The following is a 21,277-nucleotide window of genomic DNA, read 5'->3' as shown; positions in this document are numbered from 1 at the left end:
AAATTTTTTAGAAAGATGTTTGTATTATAAAGTTGGTAGAGATTCTGATTTACTTGAAGTTTGTTAATTGGTATCTTTTAAAGCACAATATTCACTATAGTATGCTTAAGATCTTTTCTAAAGTTTTATTTATATTAATACTTTTGGTTTCTAGTTTCTTTACTGTACATAATGTTGAAGCGAAGTCTAAGGTAAAGTTCAGTAAGAGGTACATACCTCCTGGTAACCCTGGTGGTGCAAACTTTCATGCAGACGAGGATTTTGCTGAGTCATATAAACTGTATGAGAAGCGTAGGGAGCTCCTCAAGAAAAAAAAGTTACAAGATCTAGCTATGAATAAAGAAGATCTAATCAAAAAATTAAAAGAAAAAAAAATTGCTAGCCTTGATAACGAGCCAAACAACGTGGGAGCTTGCATAGTTGAAGATGGGGAGGATGCTATGATCAATCAGCATGGTATTAATCTTGCACGTTTAAAGGGTGCTGTATTTATAGATCAAGAGCCAGTTTCTCAGTATGAAAGTAAGCAGCATAAAAGTGAACAACAAAAAGGGAAAAAAGTTACTTCAACACGAGAAAAAAAAGTTTCCCCTATAAATGTTACTATAAAAGAAAGTCCATCAAGAAGAACGTGCTCTCATGATTCTATTACTGATCTAAATAGAACAACACAGCATAGTTTAAATGGTTCAAGTTCATTTGGCAGTGTAGTTGACACAGTAAAATAGTGTCACGATTAATAATATGCTAGATAGAGACCTGACATTGAGTGATGATGCATATGAGTCATCGCCGGTTTCCAGGCATAAAACTCATACTGTAAAAGTTGGACAAGTGAAGATAGGTGGAAATAATCCTATAGTTGTTCAATCCATGGCACTTGGTGCACATATAGATTCTGACAACATAAAAAGTAGTGCTCAGAAATATGCAAAAGAAGTAATAGAACTAGCGCATGCAGGTTCAGAATTGGTGCGAATTGCTTTGAACTCAGAGGAAGTAGCAAAAGCAATACCTTATATAGTAGAGGAAATAAATAAAGAAGGCTTTGATGGTAAGATATTAGTAGGCTGTGGACAATATGAGCTCTACAGGCTGATTCAGGATTATCCAGACAACATTAAAATTCTGGGTAAAATTAGGATAAATCCAGGTAATATAGGCTTTGGTGATAAACGTGATGAAAAATTCGAAAAAATTATAGAGTATGCAATAACGCATGATCTTCCTGTCAGAATTGGAGTAAATTGGGGTAGTCTTGATAAGTACCTTTCACAAAAATTAATGGATGAAAACTCCTTATCTAGTAATCCAAAAACTTCTGATGTTATATTACGTAAGACGCTTGTAATGTCTGCTCTTGGTAGTGCAAAAAAAGCTGAAAAGATTGGCCTTAATGCAGAGAAAATAATCATTTCATGTAAAGTCAGTAGAGTGCAGGATTTAATTTTAGTTTATACGGCACTTGCAAAATCTTCCAATTATGCGCTGCATTTGGGTTTAACCGAAGCTGGTATGGGTAACAAAGGCGTAGTAAATACCACAGCAGGGCTTACTTATTTATTGCAAAATGGTATTGGAGACACTATCCGGGCTTCTTTAACTCAGCGCCCTGGTGAATCACGCACTAATGAGGTGGTAGTATGTCAGGAAATACTGCAGTCTATAGGTTTGTGCTACTTTAACCCTCAGGTGAGTTCATGTCCTGGTTGTGGACGCACAAGTAGCGATCGTTTTCGTATATTAACTGAGGAAGTAAATGGCTACATAAAAACTCATATGCCGGTATGGAAGAAAAAGAATCCTGGTGTAGAGTATATGAAAGTTGCTGTTATGGGATGCATAGTAAATGGTCCTGGAGAGAGCAAACATGCAAATCTGGGGATCAGCCTGCCTGGGTATGGAGAAAAACCTGTTTCAGCAGTCTACAAAGACGGCAAATATTTCAAAACTTTACAAGGTGATAATATTTTTGAAGAATTTAAGGAAATTATTAGTGATTATGTGGAGAAGCATTACACATAAGCCTTTCACAAGTTTGTACTTAGACTACATTCTGTTTAGTGAACGTCAAATGAGACAATAAAGAACGTAAATTTAAAAAATAGATAATAGGGTTTCTTCTGCCTTTTTTCTATTTGAGAAATTTTTTAATATTGAGATTGACTCTAAGTAGTATAGAGATGTTATTCCAGTATCAAGGACTGAAGTTTCCTGATCTACAATATTTGTACAGTTATGAAATAGACGTAATTTGACATAAAAAGCTTTACTTTTTGAAATTTTGGGTTACGTTTAATTTAACATATTTCAGTGGGGAATTTATTGTAGGTAGAAAGGAAGCTTTAAAAATATTAGGTTTTCAATCAAGCGATGCGCCCAGTGAACAAGAAATTAAATCAGCGTATAGAAAATTAGCCTTGAAATATCATCCTGATAAACATTCAGGTAAAAATGAGGTTGTGAAGAAACAAAATGAAGAAAAATTTAAGCAGCTAGGTTCTGCATATGAATTTCTTACTAAGGAAAGCATAGAAGAGGTTACAAATCTAACTGACGAAAATTTAAATGAAATTAATTCGCCTGGAGATTTGAGGTTTTACTTAAGTAGGGCTCTATATAATCAGGATATAAAGTTTCTTGAAAAGCTTTTTTCCAAATTCAAAAGCAGTAAAGATGGAAGATTTGGTGATTACATCAATGAAAAACTTATTTATATTTACTTTCCATTATCTATTGCTTTAATGCAAGCTAAAGATTCAAGAAATTATAGTATTTTGAAACTTCTTTTAGAAAATGGTGCTGATCCTAATATAAAGCTATTACATAATGAAGCTTCGTTATACTATTGTAGGGTTATCGATGACAGCAGAATTGTAGAGTTATTGTTACAATATGGTGCTGATCCTAATATGTTAGATAAAAATGGTAAAAATCCGTTGTTTAAAGCGTTTTTGTGTGATGATGATCATACTATGGAAATACTTTTGAAATATGGTGCTAATCCTAATATGTTAGATAAAAATGGTCGAGTTCCATTATATCAAGCAATCAATTGTGACAACGATAAACGCGAAAAATATGTAGAGTTGCTTCTAAAGTATGGTGCTGATCCTAATCAGAAGGTTAATGGCTCCAGAGTTATAGAGTGTGCTCCATATTTCACTAATAATGGTGTAATGAATTTGATTAAAACGCTTACTCTGCCATACGGTAACAATGATAAAGTTAAAAGGTTGATGGCTGAGTACGGTGGAGTTGATAGACGTTATCTACGTGATCAAACGATACTGACTTGTTGTTGCTTAACAGTAGCTTCTGCTACTTTTTTTAGTATAGCTTCTCCTTGGTGTTATATACCAACAGCAATATTTGCACTTGCCGCGTGTTTTTTCATTAAAAATGCTGTACATGCTGCATTTTTTGCAAAAGAACCTTCTACTGAGTTTACCGAAGCTAGAGCTTGTCCAGAGATTAGTAAAAGGCTATAATATCTAAAGTTTTAGTGCTGGGTAAAGATGAGAAAAAAGCATCCAGCAGACCTAAGTCAAAGGGAATGGACAAGAATAGAAAGCTACTCCAGAGTATCATACAGGAAAGGAGGAAGGTCGTCAAAGTATAGCAAAAGAGAAATATTAGAAGCAATTTTCTATGTATTGTGTATAGGTGTAAATGGCGGTATTTACTATGTGATGGGATACCAAGGAGAAAATTTAAAAAATCATATAAAGGAAGAATATGGTATGGATATTGAGATTGTCAAAAGGCCTTCATGTAGGTTCTAAGTCAACAAAGACACACCGCCTTAGCTACTACCAATGAGGGGTTTAAAGTGCAGCCAAGAAGGTGGGTTGTAGAAAGGACTTTTGCTTTAGGAATAGAAGACTATCGAAAGAATAAGATTTATTCACTGAAAATTTCATATATCTGGCTATGAGTAGAGTTATGTTAAGGAGAGAAATATGCTTGAATTTGCGAACAAGTTCTAATCATTAATGTTATACACGTTCTTTTCTTTTTCTATTCTCTCTTGTTCTTCAATACAATACATAGCAAGCGGATTAGCTTTAAGTCTTTCGACTCCTATTTCTTCTCCCGTTCCATCGCAGTAACCATAAATGCCTAATTTTATTTTTTCCAACGCCTCCTTAATTTTTTCTTTTCTATCTTTTCGGCGCTTAATTAATTCTCCATTTTCACTATCAGAATAAATACTACTATCTTCTAGATCTTGTTTCTCCAGTTCAGAGAGTATTGATTGTAACTTTAAGCTAAAGTATTCCAGTTGTTTTACGTTCATATATTCTTCATTTTCTGAAGGAACGTAATCTTCCGGTAACTTTATTTTTATTAATTTTTCCATAGCATTATCAATAAAATATATTAAAACTTATATAACTTGTAAACACAAAAAATTATACTACCCTCAAAGTAAACACTATAATTTATAATAAACATTTAAAATCCTGGTATGATTAGTTTGGTAAAAAAATTAGTAATAAATGATAATAATCTTACTTATATAGTATGTATTTTTATTATAATGTTAAGTTTATCTTCATATACACTTGAAAACAACAGTAAACAAGAAGTCATATTAACATTAACATGGATATGTGCTACATTTGTTTTGCAGATCTCTACAAATAATTTATTTACATCTGATTATCATGATGGAATATTAGAGCAAATCTTTTTACAGCCACTCTCTTCTAGGCTGATAGTTGCTTATAAAATCTTCGCTCACTGGTTGTTATTTGGGTTACCGATTTCAGTGATTTCTTTCATGTTCAGCTTTGCAATTCTAGGCAATAATATTGAACATTCAATAGCAGTTGGAGTGTCTTTATTATTTAATACGCTGATAATCATTAATATTTCAGCTACTGGAAATGCATTGATGATTGGTCGAAATAACTTAGCATCAGGAGTGTCGCAAATTCTTGTTTTGCCAATGATAATGCCAACTTTTGTATATTTCAAATTGCTAACTCAATTTGAAAATTTATCCTTGAATATTTATACACTACTAATCACCATCTTAGTTTTTGTCATTTTAATTGTTAACAGCACTATAACTACTCACATAGCATTAAAATTTGCTGTGGAGCAGGATTGAAAAAACTTACTAGTTATAGCACTTCTCATAATAGTCCAAAAAAGGTAAGATATGGATTTATAGTAGTGATGGTAAGCATGCCAGTAGCAAATAGTTATGACTTAAGGAAAAAGGTAATGGAAGCATTGGATGAAGGAGAGAGTGGAGAAACTGTTGCCAAGAGATTTAAGATCGGAAAAACAACTTTATATGAGTGGAAGAAAAAACGTGAGAAAACGGGAGATTTTCAATCAAAAAAGCTTGGAAGCGTGGCATAAAATTACCGACTGGAATGCATTTGCCGAATTTGCAAATGAGCAAGGTGGCAAAACTCAGTCAGAGATGCTGGGGCAATATTAGTAGACAAACAATTCATCGAGCACTTAAAAATATAGGATTCACAAGAAAAAAAAGACCTACGGATATAAAGAAAGAAATGAAGAAAAGCGAGCTCAATTTTCAAAGGTTATAGCAACAAAAGAACCTAAAGAATTAGTGTATATAGATGAGTCTGGCATTGATAACACTGAACCTATGGGTATTGCCAGAAAGGACAGCGGTTTTATGCCCTAAAATCTGGAAAGAAAACTCAACGAATTAGCATGGTTGCAGCCTTAAGTGGAAGAAAAATAATTGCTCCGTTAACCTTTAAAGGCCACTGCAATATGGATATCTTTAATAAATGGTTTGAGCAGTTTCTGACACCGATTTTGGAACCTGGACAAACTGTTATCCTTGATAATGCTACTTTTCATAAGTCTAATAAGATTTGCTAAAGGAGTTGGTGCAGAAATTTTATATCTTCCTCCATATTCTCCAGATTTCAACAAAATTGAGCATTATTGGTTTGCTATAAAAAACAGAACCAGAAAAAACATTCCTTTATTCAAATCTTTTCGTCATGCTGTCGATTCTTCTTTCTTATGACCTTTTTGGACTATTATGGGAAGGGCTATATTTACTTGTATCTGCTTAGTTAAGGGTGTTAACTTAAGTAGAGATGGAGACATTAGACTTCTTGCATGAATTACAGCGTGTGAAACCATTATTGGATTTCAGACTGGCTGGTTATGCAAGAAATCTAATATCTATCGAAGAGTCAGAAACTTTTATAACTTACCTTTAATCAACCTAACCCATGCGTGCCAATCTCTCTCACCAAGATTGCTTTCGAAAGACAGAAGATCCTTTACGGCTTTTGAGCAAATTTCTTCACTTGGAATTGACAACTCCCTATTCATTGCTAGCATCAGGCATTGAGTTTTACAAGCTTGTTCTAAGTGATACGTATAAAACATTGCTTCTTGTATAGTCTGACCACATGTTATAGATCCATGATTGCGCATTAACATCACAAAATTTTCTTTCAAATCAGCTATTAATCTTTTTCCTTCTGTATCATCAAGTGCCAGGGAATTATAATCATGGTAAGATACCTTATTATAAAAGTGCAGCGCCCACTGACTTATTGGGAGTAATCCATCCTTGAGAGAAGAAACTGCTACAATAGAAGGTGTATGTAGATGAAAAATTGCTTGAATATCTTTCCTTGCTTGATAAATGAAGCCATGGATTACATAGCCAGTTTTATTATATTGATATTCTTTGCCTTCAATTATATTCCCATCAAACGATACTTTCATCAATGAACTTTCATCTACTTCATAAAAACGTATACCAAACGGATAAACATAAAATGACTTTTTATCTTCAGAACGTACAGAGAGATGAGTATACGTATGATCATCTAATTTAAGATAAGATAAAATTTGATAGGCGTTAACTAGGTCTCTTTTCAACTCACTATTTGTTAATAACATAGCTCTTGACTAAAATTTTCTAAAGATTTATACGTAAAAAAAAGTTTATTACAAACTAAAAGGTGAACCTACGTTAAAATACTAAGCACTTTTACTTGCCTTAGGTGATTAGAGTTTACATTTCTAGATTACATAGTATTTTAACTATAAAAGCGACTTTTTATGTAATGTTTCATATGTTTTAAAGCCTTGTTTTTATGTTATTATAATTGTAGGTTTTAATATTAAAAATAATATGATAAACGTTGAGATAAAAAAACAGCTAACAAAATTTTTCATATATATCACTGTTCTTCCAGGAAGTGGTAAACTTTCTACAGCAATAGTATTATCTAGTATGATAAATGCAGTAATTGTAAGTGGACTTGAATATAATCAAACTTCCAAAGAAGCTCGAGATAGAATATATAACACTACACATGTTATGTTTCAGGCAATAGAAGCCTATCCTATTGACTCAAAAAATTATATATTTGTTGATGAATTAATTAAAAATAATGATTACAACATAAGAATATATAACTCAGTAGTAGAACTTAGTAAAAAAATGAGCACAAAAATCCTCCCTATAGTACTTAGGTGCAATCCATTGATATTACAAGAGCGTACTATATCAAAAAAGCAAAGAAAAAATAGGAAGGTTACTAATATAAATAGTATTAAATTTAGGGAGGAAGATTTATTTGTACCACAAAATGCTATAGAGGTAGAAAATTCAAATATGAGTATAAAAGAAGTAGCAGAAGAAATAGTAAGTCAGATGTACAAACTTGGCCAAATTAATAGTGTTTACGCAATAGGCAACGATTTCATATACTGAGGCTCATTTAAATATAGAGCCTCAACTCCATTTAATTTTTGTTTATTTTTTAGTCTATAACGGACTAATAGCCCTGCATGGCTAGCATCCAACTTTGGTAAACTGCAATCCATATATGTAATGCAGTGCGTTTCAGGCTGGAGTTCACTTACTACAGCAGGATTTGATAGCGGTAACAAATTGAAATCAAATAACTGCGTATAAAACTTTTGATCATCTTCGATTATAGCTTTAATATTTTTTTTGCTATTTGTACAAAGTAGCGATATTGCATATGCTTGAGCTTCCAGGGCACTAACCCCATATAACGGCTTATTTGTAGCAAGATTTATACCTTGTGCAGTTGATATACCAACTCTGATTCCAGTAAAACTTCCTGGTCCAACTATCACTGCTAAATGGTCTATTTTATCGTAGCTGTAATTATGCTTATCAAACAAAGTATTCAGTATTTGAAAAAATGATTCTGCATGACTATTGTTTGCAGAATTGCGTTCTACAAAACAATTACCATCGTAATCAATTACTGCTATTGAACTACCAGCACCTACAGTATTAATTGCTAGAATGGACATCACTTAAGCTTATCATAGAGCTTTGTAAACATCATAGTGAACGCACCGTTACCCATAACATTTGCTGAAGTTATTATTGGGTCAAACACTATATACAATGCTGTAATTAATGAAAGCATCTCTGGGGAGAATTTAAGATACTTCTCAAGAACGGGCAACATTACCATAATACCTCCCGCTGGAACTGCAACAATAGCAAATTTAAATAACAGAAAGTAGAGAAGGAAAGTCACATAGTCTGTTGCAGACAATGCACCACCAAAAGTCATTATCATTGATAGTATTATAATAAAAAAGCAATCACCTACTAAATGAAAGCTAGCGGTTATTGGCACAACAGACGATGCTATATCATGCTGCTTTACATTTTTTTTGCTTCCTTCAAGAGTAAGCGGCATAGCTGCATTACTAGACATTGTGCTCATTGCAGTAATAAATGCTGGTATCATATTACCTATACTAGCTATCCAGCTTGTGATCTTGAACGAATTTGCTGCTCCATATAAGAGAAAAACATAAAGGTAGGTTGCAGATGATATAATAATAAAAATTATTGAGTAATCCTTAAATATTATGGGTAAAACCTGATCATGTTCCATTTTTAAAGCAAGACCAAGTACAAACATTGGAATAATTGGCGTCAAAAATGTCTTCAAAATAAAGAGAGTTAAATCTAACATTTTGTTCGAGAGCTCTTTGCTTTTTTTTGGTAATATTGTGGACACTAATATGCTTAACACAAATCCACAAGCAAGGGCATAAAAATTAGAAAGCAATGCAGGTATCCTAAATGACCATAAAGGAACAATTGTTTCTTCATATGTTATATCTTGTATTGAATAAGTGTTTTGTGTGATGAAATGCCCAACAGAATAAGCTATTAAACTTGAAGCTAGATTCGACAAGAAAATCGTTATAATAAGTAACAATATAAACTTTATAGCCGACTGCTTAAGATTGTTAACACTACTAAAGATTAATGCAAAAACAATAAAAGGCATTATAAATAGTAAGATCTCTTTTATACTAAGGCTTATTGAATACAAGAAGGTTTTCACTTCCATTGGAACTAGATGACCAAAGAATACAACCGAAGTGATAACAGCAAGTAAGGTTAGTAATTGTAACATATTCTAATATAGCGATACCCTATGGAAATACATATGATAAATTAGCTGCTAAGTAAAGTAAAACTGCCTAGAATATTTGCATTACCTTCTAGTACTTGAATGAGATTTCAAATTACAACGTTTCCACAAAGTATATAATTAACATCCACACCTTTGGTCAAGTTCCATTCACGCTTTATTACATTATATTCCATACCAGTCATATCTTGTAGTGTTACATTGTTCTCTCTTAGATGATTTGCAATTTCTGATGGCTTGAGAAATTTATTCCAATTATGTGTGCCTTTTGGCAGCCAGTTTAATATGTACTCTGCGCCGACTATTGCAAGACAGAAGGATTTAATAGTTCTATTTATCGTCGATATAAAAATTAGCCCTTCTGGCTTCAACAGCTCTATTGCTTTTTTCATGAAAAACTCTAAATTATCGACATGTTCAACCACTTCCATCAACAAAACCACGTCATACTTCTTGTCATTGCTTAGCTCTTCAATGCTAGTGTGTGTGTATTCTATATTTAACCCTACTTTCTTCGCATGCAACTGTGCCACTTTTATGTTTTCCTCACATACATCTATTCCTGCAACGCTAATACCAATACGCGCCATTGACTCTGACAAAATGCCACCACCACAACCAACATCGAGCAATGATAGTTCTTTTAAATCGCATTTTTTTAATTCTTTTATTTTCTCAACGATGTATGATACTCTCACAGGATTCATCATGTGCAATGGCTTGAATTTGCCATTCTCATTCCACCATTCACCTGCTATTTTAGCGAATTTTGATATTTCATCTTCGTTATAAGTTTTTGTGGTTTTTTTCTTGCTAATATTGCTAAGTTTATCAAGGCGTTCTTTATGTCTACTTTCTTTTGAAAATTCTGTTTCGAGGAATTGTTTGACTATGTCTTTTGCTAATCCACTCGCAGTAAACCCTGCACCAAGACAAAGTATATTCGCGTTGCCATGCTCGCGAGCTAATTTTGCGATCTCAACACTATTACATAAAGCAGCGTAGATTCCTTCAAAACGATTTGCCACAGTACTCATGCCCAAACCTGTACCGCAAATTAATATTCCATAATTTGCTTTTTTGTTTGTTATATCTTCTACAACTTCAGCAGCATAGTCAGGGTAGTCTACACTCTTTTGTTCAGCAGTGCAGCCACGGTCTATCACTGTATAATCTAAAGTTTCCAAGTAAGCCTTTATTTCTGATTTTAGTTCATAACCTGCGTGGTCTGAAGCAACTGATATCACATCTGACATATAAGAAATTGCAACTTAAGGGTATTTATATGGGTAATTTATTTTGAGCTTTTTGTCAAGCTCTCCTGATCTTTCTGAATAAATTTCGAGTCAGATATGCATAAATTCTATATAATTTTTATCCTACCACTACTCATTCGGTAAAATGGATCATATAGATATTATAAAGTCAAAATTATTGTTGTCCGACATAGTAGGAAAAAAAGTTAGGTTAATAAAAAGAGGAGATAGTTTTGTTGGACTCTGCCCATTTCATAACGAAAAAACTCCATCTTTTTCGGTCAGCAATGTTAAGGGCTTATATTACTGTTTCGGTTGCTCAGCTCATGGTGATGCGTTTGAATTTATTTCACAAACTGAGGGCTTAAGTTTTAAGGAAGCGTTGGAAAATTTGGCATCTGTTGCAGGTGTTGAGTTACCCAAAAACCTCAGCTTTGCTAAAGAAAATGACAAACTGTTTTCAGCACTGAATTTAGCTGCAAGTTGGTTCGCGCAGAAAAATCGAGGTGTTATGGCTTATTTAAGGCAGCGCAAGATCTCACTCAAAATCATAGATAAATTTAGAATAGGTTATGCACCAAGTTCTGGCTTGAAGGAATATTTGAACTCCTCTGGTATTAAAGACGAGATTTTGATCGATGTTGGGTTAATAAATAAGAATTCTCGTGATTATTTCTATGATCGGCTGATATTTCCTATACACAACATCACGGGCAAAGTTATTGGTTTTGGCGGACGTGCGCTGAACTCTGAGCAACAGCCGAAGTATCTAAACAGCCCAGAGAGTCAGCTCTTTAAGAAAAGAGAAAATTTATATGGATTAAACTTTGCTTTGAGTGAAATACGCAAAAAACAGCATCTATTTGTTGTTGAAGGATATATGGATGTAATAGCACTACATCAAGCGGGAATTAGCAATACAGTTGCTCCGCTTGGTACCGCAATTTCTGCAGAGCAGATAAAAAATCTATGGAAATTTGCTAAAGAAATTTCCATCTGTATGGATGGCGATAGTGCCGGACGTCATGCTGCTATTCGAATTGCAGAACTTGTTCTACCGATACTGGAGCCTGGATACACATTGAAGTTCGTAACTTTGCCAAACAATAAGGACCCATACGATATATGCAATGAGCTAGAATATAAGACAGAAGACGTACTCTCTGCTTTTAACCACTCAACAGAACTGCACTCTGAATATTTATGGCATCACATAATTGGTAGCAATTTGCAAAATTATGAAAAATTTGCTCCGGAAAAATATTCAATTCTTGAGCACAAGTTCATGAAATATGTCAATGCTATCGGTAACAGCAGTATTAGAAGGTATTATAGAGATTATTTTTACAATAAGGTCAGTGAATTAAGAAGAAACTTTAAAAAGCTGATTTTTAATAGCAAAGCAACAAAAGGTGAGTATCTTTACAATAAATCTCCAGAGCTAATTGAAGCAGAGCAAAATCAGGCCATAATTTTGCGTATAGCCGTAGAATTTCCTGAAATCTTGAACCGTCCTATATTTTTTGAGCAATTTTCTCATTTCGAATTTACTAATGAGATGAAAAAATTACAACAGTGCGTAATTAATATGGTAACTAATGAGAGCAACTTTAATAAAGAAATTCTGCTACAGGAGTCTAGTGTTATAAAGTTTATATTTGAAAAAACTAGCGTACTAAATAGTCAATTAAGTGAGAAGAGATCGGCAGAAACTGTCTGGAATAACATAGTATTACGGAAAGAATTAAATGTATTACAAGAAGAAAAAATTAAAGCAAGGCTGGGCGGTAATTTTGACTTAGAGGAAAGGCTAATAGAACAAATAAAGCAAATAGAGGATAGTATACAAGAAATGCAAATGGAATTTATTCAAAAGTAGATGGCTTAAGATGTTCAAAATTATTAGAAAAACACTGTATTAGTATTTGCTTAAAATAGCTTATTCTAGTATATTTCTGGTTTGTTCAACTACGATAAGTGTTTTCATTTCTTCCTCTTATTATCTTTCTAGCCTTATACCTTGGAAGTGGTATTTATTTTTCTTTTATCGGACTTGGTAATCCTCTTCATCAAATTTCACCGTTAGTTTGCTTATTACCAGCATTATTTTTTGCTGTTCTATTCAATAAAAACAAAATTCAACATAGTATTGATACTCTTATAAAAGGTATGGGTAATAAAACTACTCTTACCGTATGTTTGATTTTTCTATTTGCTGGAGCATTTTCTACTGTTACTGAATCGCTTGGTAGTATAAATGTTATTACTAACTTAACTATTCGATTTCTTCCAGCAAGATTATTACTTCCTGGAATGTTTTTACTTTCTACTTTTATTTCAAGTGCAATCGGCACATCAATCGGAGTTATTGCACTTATAACACCAATAGCTGTTAATTTAGCACAAAATGGAGCTTTTGATTGTGCAGTGGGTGTTGGAGCTGTGATAGGTGGGTCTATGTTTGGCAGCAACCTTTCAATGATATCTGACACTACTATTGCTGCTACTTCTTCACAAGGAGCTTCAGTAAAGGATAAAATAAAACTCACTTTCAAGACAGGATCTGTTACAGGTCTTATAATACTTATTTATCTAGTAATAATTTCAAATAGTACAGAAGTTGTTTCTATCTCAAGTCTGAATTATTTATCCATAGTCAAAATTATCCCTTATATATCTTTAATAATTATGGGTTTATTTGAAATAAACACTCTAGTAACATTAGCTATTAATATGGTTATTGCTGGGATATTAGGAATAGCTTTTTTTGATTATTCTCTTATTGAATATTCTCGTGACATATATAGGGGTTTTTATAAGATGAATGAAGTAATGATATTTATTCTCTTCAGTAGTGGATTAAGCCACTTAATGTACGAATACAGTCAGAAAAAGATAGATATATTCACCGATAAGGTGAATATGACAAAAACTCAAGCTGAATTTATGATTGCGGGAATATCATCTCTGTTTACTATTTTAGTTTCCAGCAATGTTGTTGCTATTTTATTAACTAGTAATATTGCGAAAAGACTTGCACAAAGATATAACATTGCACCACACCGTAGTGCGTATTTATTAGAAATATTTACTTCTATCACAAAAAGTATCTTACCTTATGGTTCTCACGTATTACTAGCAAGCAGCATTGCCTCTCTGTCACCTATCATCGTACTAACAAAAGTATATTATTGTTTTGTTTTTGCAGCAGTTGCAATAAGTGAAATAGTGATTAATGGCAGACGTCATGCGGTTGTAGCTCCTCAATTACCATAAACAACTCTTTAAATTTTCACTCAATTTGTTGATAAATTAACAAATATTATAATCTTTGCTAAAATACTTATATAGTACCAATTCTTTTAAAGACATAGTATTACTAATGTTATAAAAAATGTATCAAAATAGTGGAGAAAAAAATGCCTGATTATTATGAAATATTAGGAGTAAAAAGAGATGCTACTCATGGTGAGATAAAAAAAGCATATCGCAAATTAGCATTGAAGCTTCATCCAGATAAATTGCTTGAGGAAGTGAAAGAGCTAGATAGGCTAGAAGGAAAGAAGAAGGACGGAAGGCTACTATCACAGTCGGAAGAAGATCAACGGGCTCAACTTGAAGAGAAATTGACAAAGTTCAAGGAAATATCAGTAGCACGCAAAGTGTTATCTGACCCAACAAAAAAAAGCCAGTACGATAGAGGAAAGTATGAGTATGGGGATTGTAGTGATGAACTGGAGTTGTTGCGGGAAGAGATGAGTAAACTTAAACAAGAAGAGAAAAGAGAAAAATTTTTTAATGAAATATATATTATGTATTGTTCGAAAAGTCAAAAATTAATCGAAGAGAAAATAGAAAGGCTAAAGAAGAGTTTAAAAGAAATAGGCAAGATGGGCAAAGCTAAAGAGACTGAAGAACCAACTGAATCCGAATATGTAAGAACTATTCTGGGATTGTTGTTACATATCCAGTCAAATAAGTATGAAGAGTGTGATGATATAATAAAGAAAGTTACAATTGATGCTGGTGACATTACATTTCTAGTGCAAATTGCTATTATGTACGATCGTGTGGCATTTTTCAAGCTCTTTGAAGGAAGGATAGAAATATCACGAAATGAAATCTTAAGCTATGCTTATGAATACCAATCTGAAGAGTTTTTGGATTATTTTTTTAATAAGTACTTAGATAAATTAGATATCAACTATAAAGATAAAGAAGGAAATACAGCTTTACATCATACATTAAAATGGTTGGATTTGGGTAAATCGAAATACCAAGGTTTTGTCAAGTCACTTCTTAGTAAAGGTGCAAGGCTTGATGTTAAAAATAGCAAAGATGAAACTCCATTTGATCTCTTGGTCAATTATGCTACATACTTCTCTCGTAAGGAAAAAGTAGTAGAAAAATTAAATAATCTTTCGGTGGTGCTTAGTGGTTGTAAAACCGATGAGCTAAAGAAGCTAGAAGGTACTTCTGCGTTGAATGAACTAGTAGATACTATTGTTAGATATAAGCATAAAAAAGCTCTAGATCTTCTAGTTGAAAATAACATAAAGATTTCAAGTACTATTTTAGAAGGTATTGTTAAACACAATTGGAAAAAAGAGATTTTTGATTGCTTTTTACATAGAAAGAAATATAATTTTCAGGATGAAAATGGGAATACACCTCTACATCATGCTTTAAGAAACTTACAGCCCTATACGTCAATGCTTCGCAAAGTTGAATCACTTGTGAGTGCAGGTGCGAGATTTGATGTTAACAATGACCAAGGTGAAACTCCGTTTGATCTCTTGGTTGAATATGTTGAGAAGGGGTTTTATGGTCAAGCGTCAAGGTTAAGTTATGCTTGGAAGTTGTTTAACAAATGTGAAAATAAAGATGTACTAAGAGAGCTAAAATATAAAGATGGTACTCCTGCATTAGATAAACTAAATGAGCTTCGTATTAAGTGTCGTAATACTTCTATCATAGTTGCTTCTACGTTAGCAGTAGTAGGAGTTGCTTTAGAAGTAGCTATTGCAGTCTACTCAGGAATGTTAGCGTTAGGGATAGGAATTGGAGTTTGTTGTCTTGTTGTTGCTGCAATCACATACCATTGTAATAGTCCTGCAAATTTATTGAAAGATAGCAATGCTGAAGTTGCAATTAATCAAATGGCATTAGTAAAATTATAACTTAAGATCAGAAGAAATGGCAGATCAAGTTTAATAATGTTAATTCAGTAATATATTTAGTAAAATCTAAAACTAAGAAAATTCTATACTTGCAACTCTGTGAGATGCTGGTGGTATCTATCTTACTTTCTTGATAGGAATACAGATTACAAGAGATAGGCGATGGAATTTCAAAGAGTTTGCAAATAATAGTTATTATTTGTAGAATATAGAAAAGTTAATAGAGATTTTAATAGTATGCCATCCGTTACTTTTATTTTACCTGATGGAAGTAAGAAAAGCTATGAAGCTGCAGAAGGAGAAACTCTGCTTAATTTAGCCCACAGAAGTGATCCAGATCTGCTTGAAGGTGCATGTGAAGGCTCTCTTGCTTGTTCTACATGCCATGTGATTGTTGATTCAAAATTTTATGATGTTGTAGAAACACATAACCCTATATCTGATGAGGAAAATGATATGCTGGACCTAGCTTTCGGTTTAACAGAGACATCGAGGCTTGGATGCCAAATAAAAATCACAAAAGATATTGACGGTTTGTGCGTAACCGTGCCCAGAGGTACAAGAAATATATCATTAGATAAATAAGAGGATAATGCGTAAAATTTTTATCTATATTCTCATCTCCTTACCTTTGTTTATTCCTCTAGCTTATAGTGGTTTTTGGTATTTTTCTGCATTTAAGGTAAAAAGTCTTTTAACTGATTACATTAATGACGAAAAAGTTGATATTTCACATGATTTTAAGGGGTTTCCTTTTAACCTAGTTTTTCGTGTAACGAATCCAAAATTTTCTAATGAGCAATTAACTGTTTCATCTGAAGCTTTAATGATAAAAAACAGATTATTTGATAAGTCAGTATATATCTATATACCAAGCAATAAAGTAAACATTGCTGTCCGTAGTGATGAGAAAAAGAATATAAAGTGTCACACACACGTGAGTAGCCACTTTGTTGTTAAACTAAATGATTTACTATCTTCATTAAAATTCAACAGAAATAGCACTGTAATAGACTATATAGATACATTTCGTTACGAAGATTATGGATTAAAATGTGATGTTTTAGAAAATCAGCAAAGTGTTATAACTGAAGTGAATGATAAAAGTAATTACATTCAATTTCACTTTGATAAAGAACTGAATGAAAATACTAAACTAGAATTTGATTTTTATACTTACCGTTATAAACATACTGCAAGTCCTGAAAATTACCTTAGTGTCGACGCTAAATTAGATTATGAATTTGTAAACCATATTTCAGCTTCTAAGATTAATTTCAACATAGAAAAATTTTTGATTGAGAGTAATAACTTTTCTATTGCTGCGAATGGTGGAGTAAGTAATTACAATTTAGTTACATCTTCATTTGAAGATAAAATCAATGTAGCCATATCAAATTATAAAGAATTAATTTCGTTTGTGACTAATGATTCAAAGACTGCAGATAAATTGGAAAAATCAATATCTTCCTTATCAGAAAAAATCACTAATAACGACATTCAATTTTCAATAAAGTACGACAATAATGTAGGTTCAGGCTTTATTGGAAAATTATCCACTACTGATTTTATCACTCAATTCACCAAGAATGAGAATAGTAATTAGCTTACTTTTTACATTGATATTCCATTTAAGCATAAATGCTTTTACTTTGGATGATAAACTAAGAGACGAAAGCATGGAAGAGCGAGCAAGTAGCTTATTTGCAGTAATAAAGTGTCCAGTATGCTCTGGTGAATTATTATCCGAATCTGAGTCTCAAGTTGCATATGGTGTGCGTAAGACAATTCGCAAGAAGATCAGTGATGGATATACTAACGAGCAAATAGTTTCAGAGTTAAAAAATTCTTATGGAGATTCAATTATCATTGTACCACCTGTAAAATCTAGTACCTACATTTTATGGTTTACTCCTTTTATAATTCTTCTTATTGGATGTTTTCTAGTACGAAAATCAGTTCAGAAAATAGATAAAGTAGTAAAAAGATAACTATAGAGTAAAAGTGAGTTTACAACAAATGCAAGTAGCTACTATACGAACATTTGAGTTTAGATCAAAGATTGTAAGGTTAAATCTTCCATCCAAATAACCACGCACTCTACCTGCTTATCTGGGTAGACTTCTTGCACTAAGGTTTTATAGATCAACATTTGCTTTTTTATTTCATTTGATGAGGAAATAGAAACGTTATGGTGTGATTTATAGTCAATTATGATTGCTTTGTCTTCTGTTATGCACAGTCTGTCTAGCCGCACTAATACTGGTTTTCCGTCAATTGTTCCACTAAGTGGAATTTCTGATTTGCCCTCCAAGTCGAACAGGTAATCATATTTTTCATTAAAGGTTAATATTTTGCTGTAAATTTCATCCTTATCTTCACTAGTGTTTATGCTATCAAGATATTTCCTAACCCAATTTTTTCTCCTGTCTTTCTCTATCTTGGGCATATATTGCAATATACTGTGAATTATTAAGCCTCTTGCATAGCTGTCTGTCGTCCCAATGCTCCTTTTTGTCATTCCAGCATTCTCATCTGTCATCCCAGTGCTTGACACTGGCTTTTTTTCTCCAGGTTCCAGCGTTACGTGCTGCAATGACATTGATAGGTTTGATGGAGGTGAAATCACTGGAACATCAAAATAATCACGTTTTTTATAAATAGAAGGGTAGTTTGCATTCATGCATAGCACTTCAACTTTTTCTTTAAATATCGGCTGTAAGTATAGTTTTTTCCTCTCATATAATGCTCCATATTGAATAACTAGATCATACCAAGAGCCCTTTTGCACTGGCTCTTTGCCTAAAATGTATAACTCATCTTCAGCACGCGTAAGTGCCACGTACAGCAAACGCAAATATTCGTTATAATCCTCTAGTTTTTTCTCTCTTTTTACTTGATTACAATAAGCATTACTATTTTTGCCACACCAAAATGGTGCTTCCGTTGCATCAAACAAAATATTTTCGCTGTTTCTTGGTACCGTATTTGTGTCAACTAAAAACACTATTGGAGCTTGTAGACCTTTTGATTTATGAATTGTCATTATTCGTACAGCATTGAGTTTTGATTGCATATCGTTTTTAATCTCAGGATTATTTTCTTTGATCCACTGAACAAATGCTTGAAGAGATGGGTGCTCAAATTGCAATACGAGGTTCATAAATTCGTCTAGAATCTCGAAGCACTCAAGACCTAGCCTTGCAGCAAATTTCTTCCTGCCTGTGCGCAATATATGAGTGAATAGTGTAAGGGGGGATTTTGTCTGAGATAAATTAATTAGATAGTTTAATTCATTAGAGATAATCTCCTGATAATCTTGAAGTTTTTCCCACAACGACTGTTCTTTACGATCGTATGCAATATTGAATAAATCATCCTCAGTGAAGTTAAATAGCGGTGATTTTAAAACATTTGCAAGAGCAAGATCATTTGCCTGGAGGAGCAAAAATTCAGCTAAAGCTATTAAGTCCTGCACAGCTATGTAATCCATAATTCTAAAATAATCTCGGCCTATAACTGGTACATTTACTTTTTTTAGTTCACTTATTATGTAATCAACTAACACATTTCGCTGCCGTACCAAAATCATAATATCCCTTGGTTCTATATGACGATCTTTGGCGACTAAAATCCGCCCTTCGTTTAACCAATTGTGAATTCTTTGGGCTATTGCCTGAGCAAGTAATCGATCCTTTACTACATAATCTTTCCTCTGTGTTAAATGAATTTGTAAGGCTTGCTGCTCTTCCTCTTCATATCCTGGCAGTAACGGCCAAATTTCAATGTATCCTTGATCGTTTTCTCTATATGGAATATGTTTTATCTTGTTATCATTGAAAGATATTTCTTCACGAAAATTGTTAAATATTCTGTCTACAAGCATCAAAACTTCTGGAGTTGAGCGAAATGACTTTTCAAGTTGACATGATACCCAATCTCTGCCACCGGTTTTCGTGTGAAAATATTGCTGCATGTAATTAAATAGATGGGGATTTGCTCCTTGAAATCTGTAAATGGATTGTTTTACATCCCCAACAACGAATAAAGTTCTCTTTTCGTCACCACCGGTAAAAAATTCATTGCAGAGATTTGTTATAATTTTCCATTGACTGATACTATTGTCTTGCGCCTCATCAACAAGAATGTGGTCTATTTTTTGATCTAGATTAAACAATATCCAATCTTTATAGCCTGGATTGCTAAGGAGATTTGTTGCTAAATTGATGATATCATCATAATCAAGCAGTGCATTCTTTGATTTTTCACTATTATATAGATCAACATATACTTTAAATATACTAAGTAAACTACTGGTTCTTCCGAATATTTGATAAGAATTTATGTCCTTTACATGGGTAAACAATGCATTTTGAATGCTTTCTATCATTTGCTCTACGTCTTCAAATTTTTCCAAAGCACCCTTTGTTATAATGGATGATATGCTCTTTTTTTCGTACGATTCTGATTTGAGAAATACTTTAGCTAAGTTCTCTATCTTGTTGTCATCCAAGTAGCTGACACTGGGATCCATATTTCTTTTTTTTTGGGTCCCAGTGTCAAGCACTGGGATGACAACATTTGGTACGGACGATTTTCTGCTATTACACCAATCATAAAGTATCGCACTGTAACTCTGATCTCTTTTGCTGCCCTCACTTAATATTTTAGCTAATCTTTTTATCTGCTCAATCGTTTCACTCTGTAAATCGTGAATCTTATCTGGGGCACTTAGTTTATCTTTGATATACCCTAAATTATTTTCTAGAGCTGATCTCTTTATACATAAGGTATAGAGCAAATCACTCAGCTTGTTTTCATCAAATTCAGCTGCAATGATATTTATATCGTCCTGCACAGTTTCATTATGAAGCGTTTTTTCAAATATGATGGAATGCAATTCTTTACATTCGCTCAACGTACAATTTGGAGCGATACCAGCTTCTGTAGGAAAGCTGGAGATTAATTTGTAACAAAAGGCGTGTATAGTTTGAATATTAAGACCAAGATTTTCCAGTTCAGAAAAAAGCCTTCTTGCTCTTGTTAAATAATCTTTATTTTCTCTGGTTACACACTGGGCTAATTGTTCTAAATCTGCGACCAATATACCCTCTGGATATATTGCCCACTTACTAAGTGTACTGTAAATGCGATCCTCCATTTCATTTGCTGCAGCATTGGTGAATGTTAAGCAGAGAATATTTCTCTTATTCTCTAATAGAAGTCTTAATACTCTGTCTATTAAGATCTTTGTTTTACCTGTACCAGCTGATGCACTTACCCATACAGAGAAGTTAGGATTTATGGCATTTGATCTCATTAGGAGTGTATAAAGTTTGACTGAAGTGGCATTTCAAGTATAGTAAATAAGATAGTGTTA

17 protein-coding genes and 2 pseudogenes are annotated in these 21,277 nt (G+C 33.1%); 13 read left to right on the top strand and 6 right to left on the bottom strand.

The window, feature by feature from the left end; genetic code table 11:
- The first annotated feature begins 101 nt into the window (after positions 1-101).
- The 4 genes and pseudogenes from AB3210_RS04375 (at position 102) to AB3210_RS04360 (ending at position 3,996) form a co-directional block, all read left to right on the top strand.
- Positions 102-728, top strand: coding sequence for a TRP75-related protein (locus AB3210_RS04375; RefSeq protein WP_052264768.1), 627 nt, complete (start codon positions 102-104; stop codon positions 726-728).
- A gap of 16 nt (positions 729-744) precedes the next feature.
- A complete protein-coding gene (gene ispG / locus AB3210_RS04370) occupies positions 745-2,025 on the top strand; it encodes a flavodoxin-dependent (E)-4-hydroxy-3-methylbut-2-enyl-diphosphate synthase (protein WP_007302669.1) in 1,281 nt (426 codons plus the stop codon).
- Between the two features lie 299 nt (positions 2,026-2,324).
- Positions 2,325-3,491 carry an ankyrin repeat domain-containing protein gene (locus tag AB3210_RS04365; protein WP_373051521.1) on the top strand — a complete coding sequence of 389 codons (1,167 nt, stop codon included), beginning with the start codon at positions 2,325-2,327 and terminating at the stop codon, positions 3,489-3,491.
- Positions 3,492-3,518: 27 nt separating this feature from the next.
- Positions 3,519-3,996 (top strand): annotated as a pseudogene (locus tag AB3210_RS04360) (hypothetical protein).
- On the opposite strand, the gene AB3210_RS04355 reads toward AB3210_RS04360, so the two are convergent.
- The gene (locus AB3210_RS04355; RefSeq protein WP_007302671.1) at positions 3,986-4,363 is read right to left on the bottom strand and encodes a TraR/DksA family transcriptional regulator; all 378 of its coding nucleotides are present in this window, start codon (positions 4,361-4,363) and stop codon (positions 3,986-3,988) included. The pseudogene AB3210_RS04360 and the gene AB3210_RS04355 sit on opposite strands and share 11 nt — an antisense overlap.
- Before the next feature lie 108 nt (positions 4,364-4,471).
- Between AB3210_RS04355 and AB3210_RS04350 the strand changes: the two genes are divergently transcribed.
- Positions 4,472-5,119 (top strand): heme exporter protein CcmB, encoded by a 648-nt coding sequence (locus AB3210_RS04350; protein WP_007302672.1) that lies wholly within the window; start codon positions 4,472-4,474, stop codon positions 5,117-5,119.
- 77 nt (positions 5,120-5,196) lie between these two features.
- Positions 5,197-6,025: pseudogene (locus tag AB3210_RS04345) on the top strand (IS630 family transposase).
- A gap of 182 nt (positions 6,026-6,207) precedes the next feature.
- Here AB3210_RS04345 and AB3210_RS04340 read toward each other — a convergent pair.
- A complete protein-coding gene (locus AB3210_RS04340; protein WP_007302673.1) occupies positions 6,208-6,918 on the bottom strand; it encodes a class II aldolase/adducin family protein in 711 nt (236 codons plus the stop codon).
- 235 nt (positions 6,919-7,153) lie between these two features.
- Here AB3210_RS04340 and AB3210_RS04335 point away from each other — a divergent pair, with 235 nt between their 5' ends.
- Positions 7,154-7,738, top strand: a complete 585-nt coding sequence (locus tag AB3210_RS04335; protein WP_179943889.1) for a hypothetical protein — start codon at positions 7,154-7,156, stop codon at positions 7,736-7,738.
- Here the strand turns inward: AB3210_RS04335 and tsaB are convergent.
- From tsaB to ubiG, 3 genes are all read right to left on the bottom strand, one after another.
- Positions 7,708-8,313 carry a tRNA (adenosine(37)-N6)-threonylcarbamoyltransferase complex dimerization subunit type 1 TsaB gene (gene tsaB, locus AB3210_RS04330; RefSeq protein ID WP_007302675.1) on the bottom strand — a complete coding sequence of 202 codons (606 nt, stop codon included), beginning with the start codon at positions 8,311-8,313 and terminating at the stop codon, positions 7,708-7,710. The two genes, AB3210_RS04335 and tsaB, sit on opposite strands and share 31 nt — an antisense overlap.
- Positions 8,313-9,443, bottom strand: a complete 1,131-nt coding sequence (locus AB3210_RS04325; RefSeq protein WP_007302676.1) for a cation:dicarboxylate symporter family transporter — start codon at positions 9,441-9,443, stop codon at positions 8,313-8,315. The genes tsaB and AB3210_RS04325 overlap by 1 nt, the downstream gene beginning before the upstream one ends.
- A 107-nt stretch (positions 9,444-9,550) precedes the next feature.
- Positions 9,551-10,717, bottom strand: coding sequence for a bifunctional 2-polyprenyl-6-hydroxyphenol methylase/3-demethylubiquinol 3-O-methyltransferase UbiG (gene ubiG / locus AB3210_RS04320; protein WP_052264730.1), 1,167 nt, complete (start codon positions 10,715-10,717; stop codon positions 9,551-9,553).
- A 145-nt stretch (positions 10,718-10,862) separates the two neighbouring features.
- Here ubiG and dnaG point away from each other — a divergent pair, with 145 nt between their 5' ends.
- From dnaG to AB3210_RS04290, 6 genes are all read left to right on the top strand, one after another.
- On the top strand, positions 10,863-12,596 hold the full coding sequence (gene dnaG, locus AB3210_RS04315) for a DNA primase (RefSeq protein ID WP_019236374.1): 1,734 nt from the start codon (positions 10,863-10,865) through the stop codon (positions 12,594-12,596).
- 98 nt (positions 12,597-12,694) lie between these two features.
- A complete protein-coding gene (locus AB3210_RS04310) occupies positions 12,695-13,993 on the top strand; it encodes a Na+/H+ antiporter NhaC family protein (RefSeq protein ID WP_007302679.1) in 1,299 nt (432 codons plus the stop codon).
- Between the two features lie 143 nt (positions 13,994-14,136).
- The gene (locus AB3210_RS04305; RefSeq protein WP_319606735.1) at positions 14,137-15,897 is read left to right on the top strand and encodes a DnaJ domain-containing protein; all 1,761 of its coding nucleotides are present in this window, start codon (positions 14,137-14,139) and stop codon (positions 15,895-15,897) included.
- Positions 15,898-16,134: 237 nt separating this feature from the next.
- Positions 16,135-16,482: a ferredoxin family 2Fe-2S iron-sulfur cluster binding protein gene (locus AB3210_RS04300; protein WP_007302681.1), complete on the top strand. Its 348-nt coding sequence runs from the start codon at positions 16,135-16,137 to the stop codon at positions 16,480-16,482.
- A 7-nt stretch (positions 16,483-16,489) separates the two neighbouring features.
- The gene (locus tag AB3210_RS04295; RefSeq protein WP_007302682.1) at positions 16,490-17,503 is read left to right on the top strand and encodes a hypothetical protein; all 1,014 of its coding nucleotides are present in this window, start codon (positions 16,490-16,492) and stop codon (positions 17,501-17,503) included.
- The gene (locus AB3210_RS04290; RefSeq protein ID WP_012481753.1) at positions 17,487-17,888 is read left to right on the top strand and encodes a cytochrome c-type biogenesis protein CcmH; all 402 of its coding nucleotides are present in this window, start codon (positions 17,487-17,489) and stop codon (positions 17,886-17,888) included. Before AB3210_RS04295 ends, AB3210_RS04290 begins: the two co-directional genes overlap by 17 nt.
- A gap of 59 nt (positions 17,889-17,947) precedes the next feature.
- On the opposite strand, the gene AB3210_RS04285 is transcribed toward AB3210_RS04290, so the two are convergent.
- A complete protein-coding gene (locus tag AB3210_RS04285; protein WP_052264731.1) occupies positions 17,948-21,217 on the bottom strand; it encodes a UvrD-helicase domain-containing protein in 3,270 nt (1,089 codons plus the stop codon).
- Between the last annotated feature and the right edge of the window lie 60 nt (positions 21,218-21,277).

This window comes from Wolbachia endosymbiont (group B) of Scrobipalpa ocellatella (assembly GCF_964188425.1).
Lineage (GTDB): Bacteria > Pseudomonadota > Alphaproteobacteria > Rickettsiales > Anaplasmataceae > Wolbachia.
The sequence above is the reverse complement of the archived record's forward strand: the minus strand, read 5'-3'. Positions and strand labels throughout refer to the sequence as shown.

What these genes read in the sequence shown, in the direction of transcription:
- AB3210_RS04375 (WP_052264768.1), top strand. Translation starts at nt 102, where the DNA reads ATGCTTAAGATCTTTTCTAAAGTTTTATTTATATTAATACTTTTGGTT.
- AB3210_RS04305 (WP_319606735.1), top strand. Translation starts at nt 14,137, where the DNA reads ATGCCTGATTATTATGAAATATTAGGAGTAAAAAGAGATGCTACTCAT.
- AB3210_RS04290 (WP_012481753.1), top strand. Translation starts at nt 17,487, where the DNA reads ATGAGAATAGTAATTAGCTTACTTTTTACATTGATATTCCATTTAAGC.
- tsaB (WP_007302675.1), bottom strand. Translation starts at nt 8,313, where the DNA reads ATGTCCATTCTAGCAATTAATACTGTAGGTGCTGGTAGTTCAATAGCA.
- AB3210_RS04355 (WP_007302671.1), bottom strand. Translation starts at nt 4,363, where the DNA reads ATGGAAAAATTAATAAAAATAAAGTTACCGGAAGATTACGTTCCTTCA.
- AB3210_RS04350 (WP_007302672.1), top strand. Translation starts at nt 4,472, where the DNA reads ATGATTAGTTTGGTAAAAAAATTAGTAATAAATGATAATAATCTTACT.
- AB3210_RS04335 (WP_179943889.1), top strand. Translation starts at nt 7,154, where the DNA reads ATGATAAACGTTGAGATAAAAAAACAGCTAACAAAATTTTTCATATAT.
- AB3210_RS04300 (WP_007302681.1), top strand. Translation starts at nt 16,135, where the DNA reads ATGCCATCCGTTACTTTTATTTTACCTGATGGAAGTAAGAAAAGCTAT.
- dnaG (WP_019236374.1), top strand. Translation starts at nt 10,863, where the DNA reads ATGGATCATATAGATATTATAAAGTCAAAATTATTGTTGTCCGACATA.
- AB3210_RS04340 (WP_007302673.1), bottom strand. Translation starts at nt 6,918, where the DNA reads ATGTTATTAACAAATAGTGAGTTGAAAAGAGACCTAGTTAACGCCTAT.
- ispG (WP_007302669.1), top strand. Translation starts at nt 745, where the DNA reads ATGCTAGATAGAGACCTGACATTGAGTGATGATGCATATGAGTCATCG.
- ubiG (WP_052264730.1), bottom strand. Translation starts at nt 10,717, where the DNA reads ATGTCAGATGTGATATCAGTTGCTTCAGACCACGCAGGTTATGAACTA.
- AB3210_RS04285 (WP_052264731.1), bottom strand. Translation starts at nt 21,217, where the DNA reads ATGAGATCAAATGCCATAAATCCTAACTTCTCTGTATGGGTAAGTGCA.
- AB3210_RS04325 (WP_007302676.1), bottom strand. Translation starts at nt 9,443, where the DNA reads ATGTTACAATTACTAACCTTACTTGCTGTTATCACTTCGGTTGTATTC.
- AB3210_RS04295 (WP_007302682.1), top strand. Translation starts at nt 16,490, where the DNA reads ATGCGTAAAATTTTTATCTATATTCTCATCTCCTTACCTTTGTTTATT.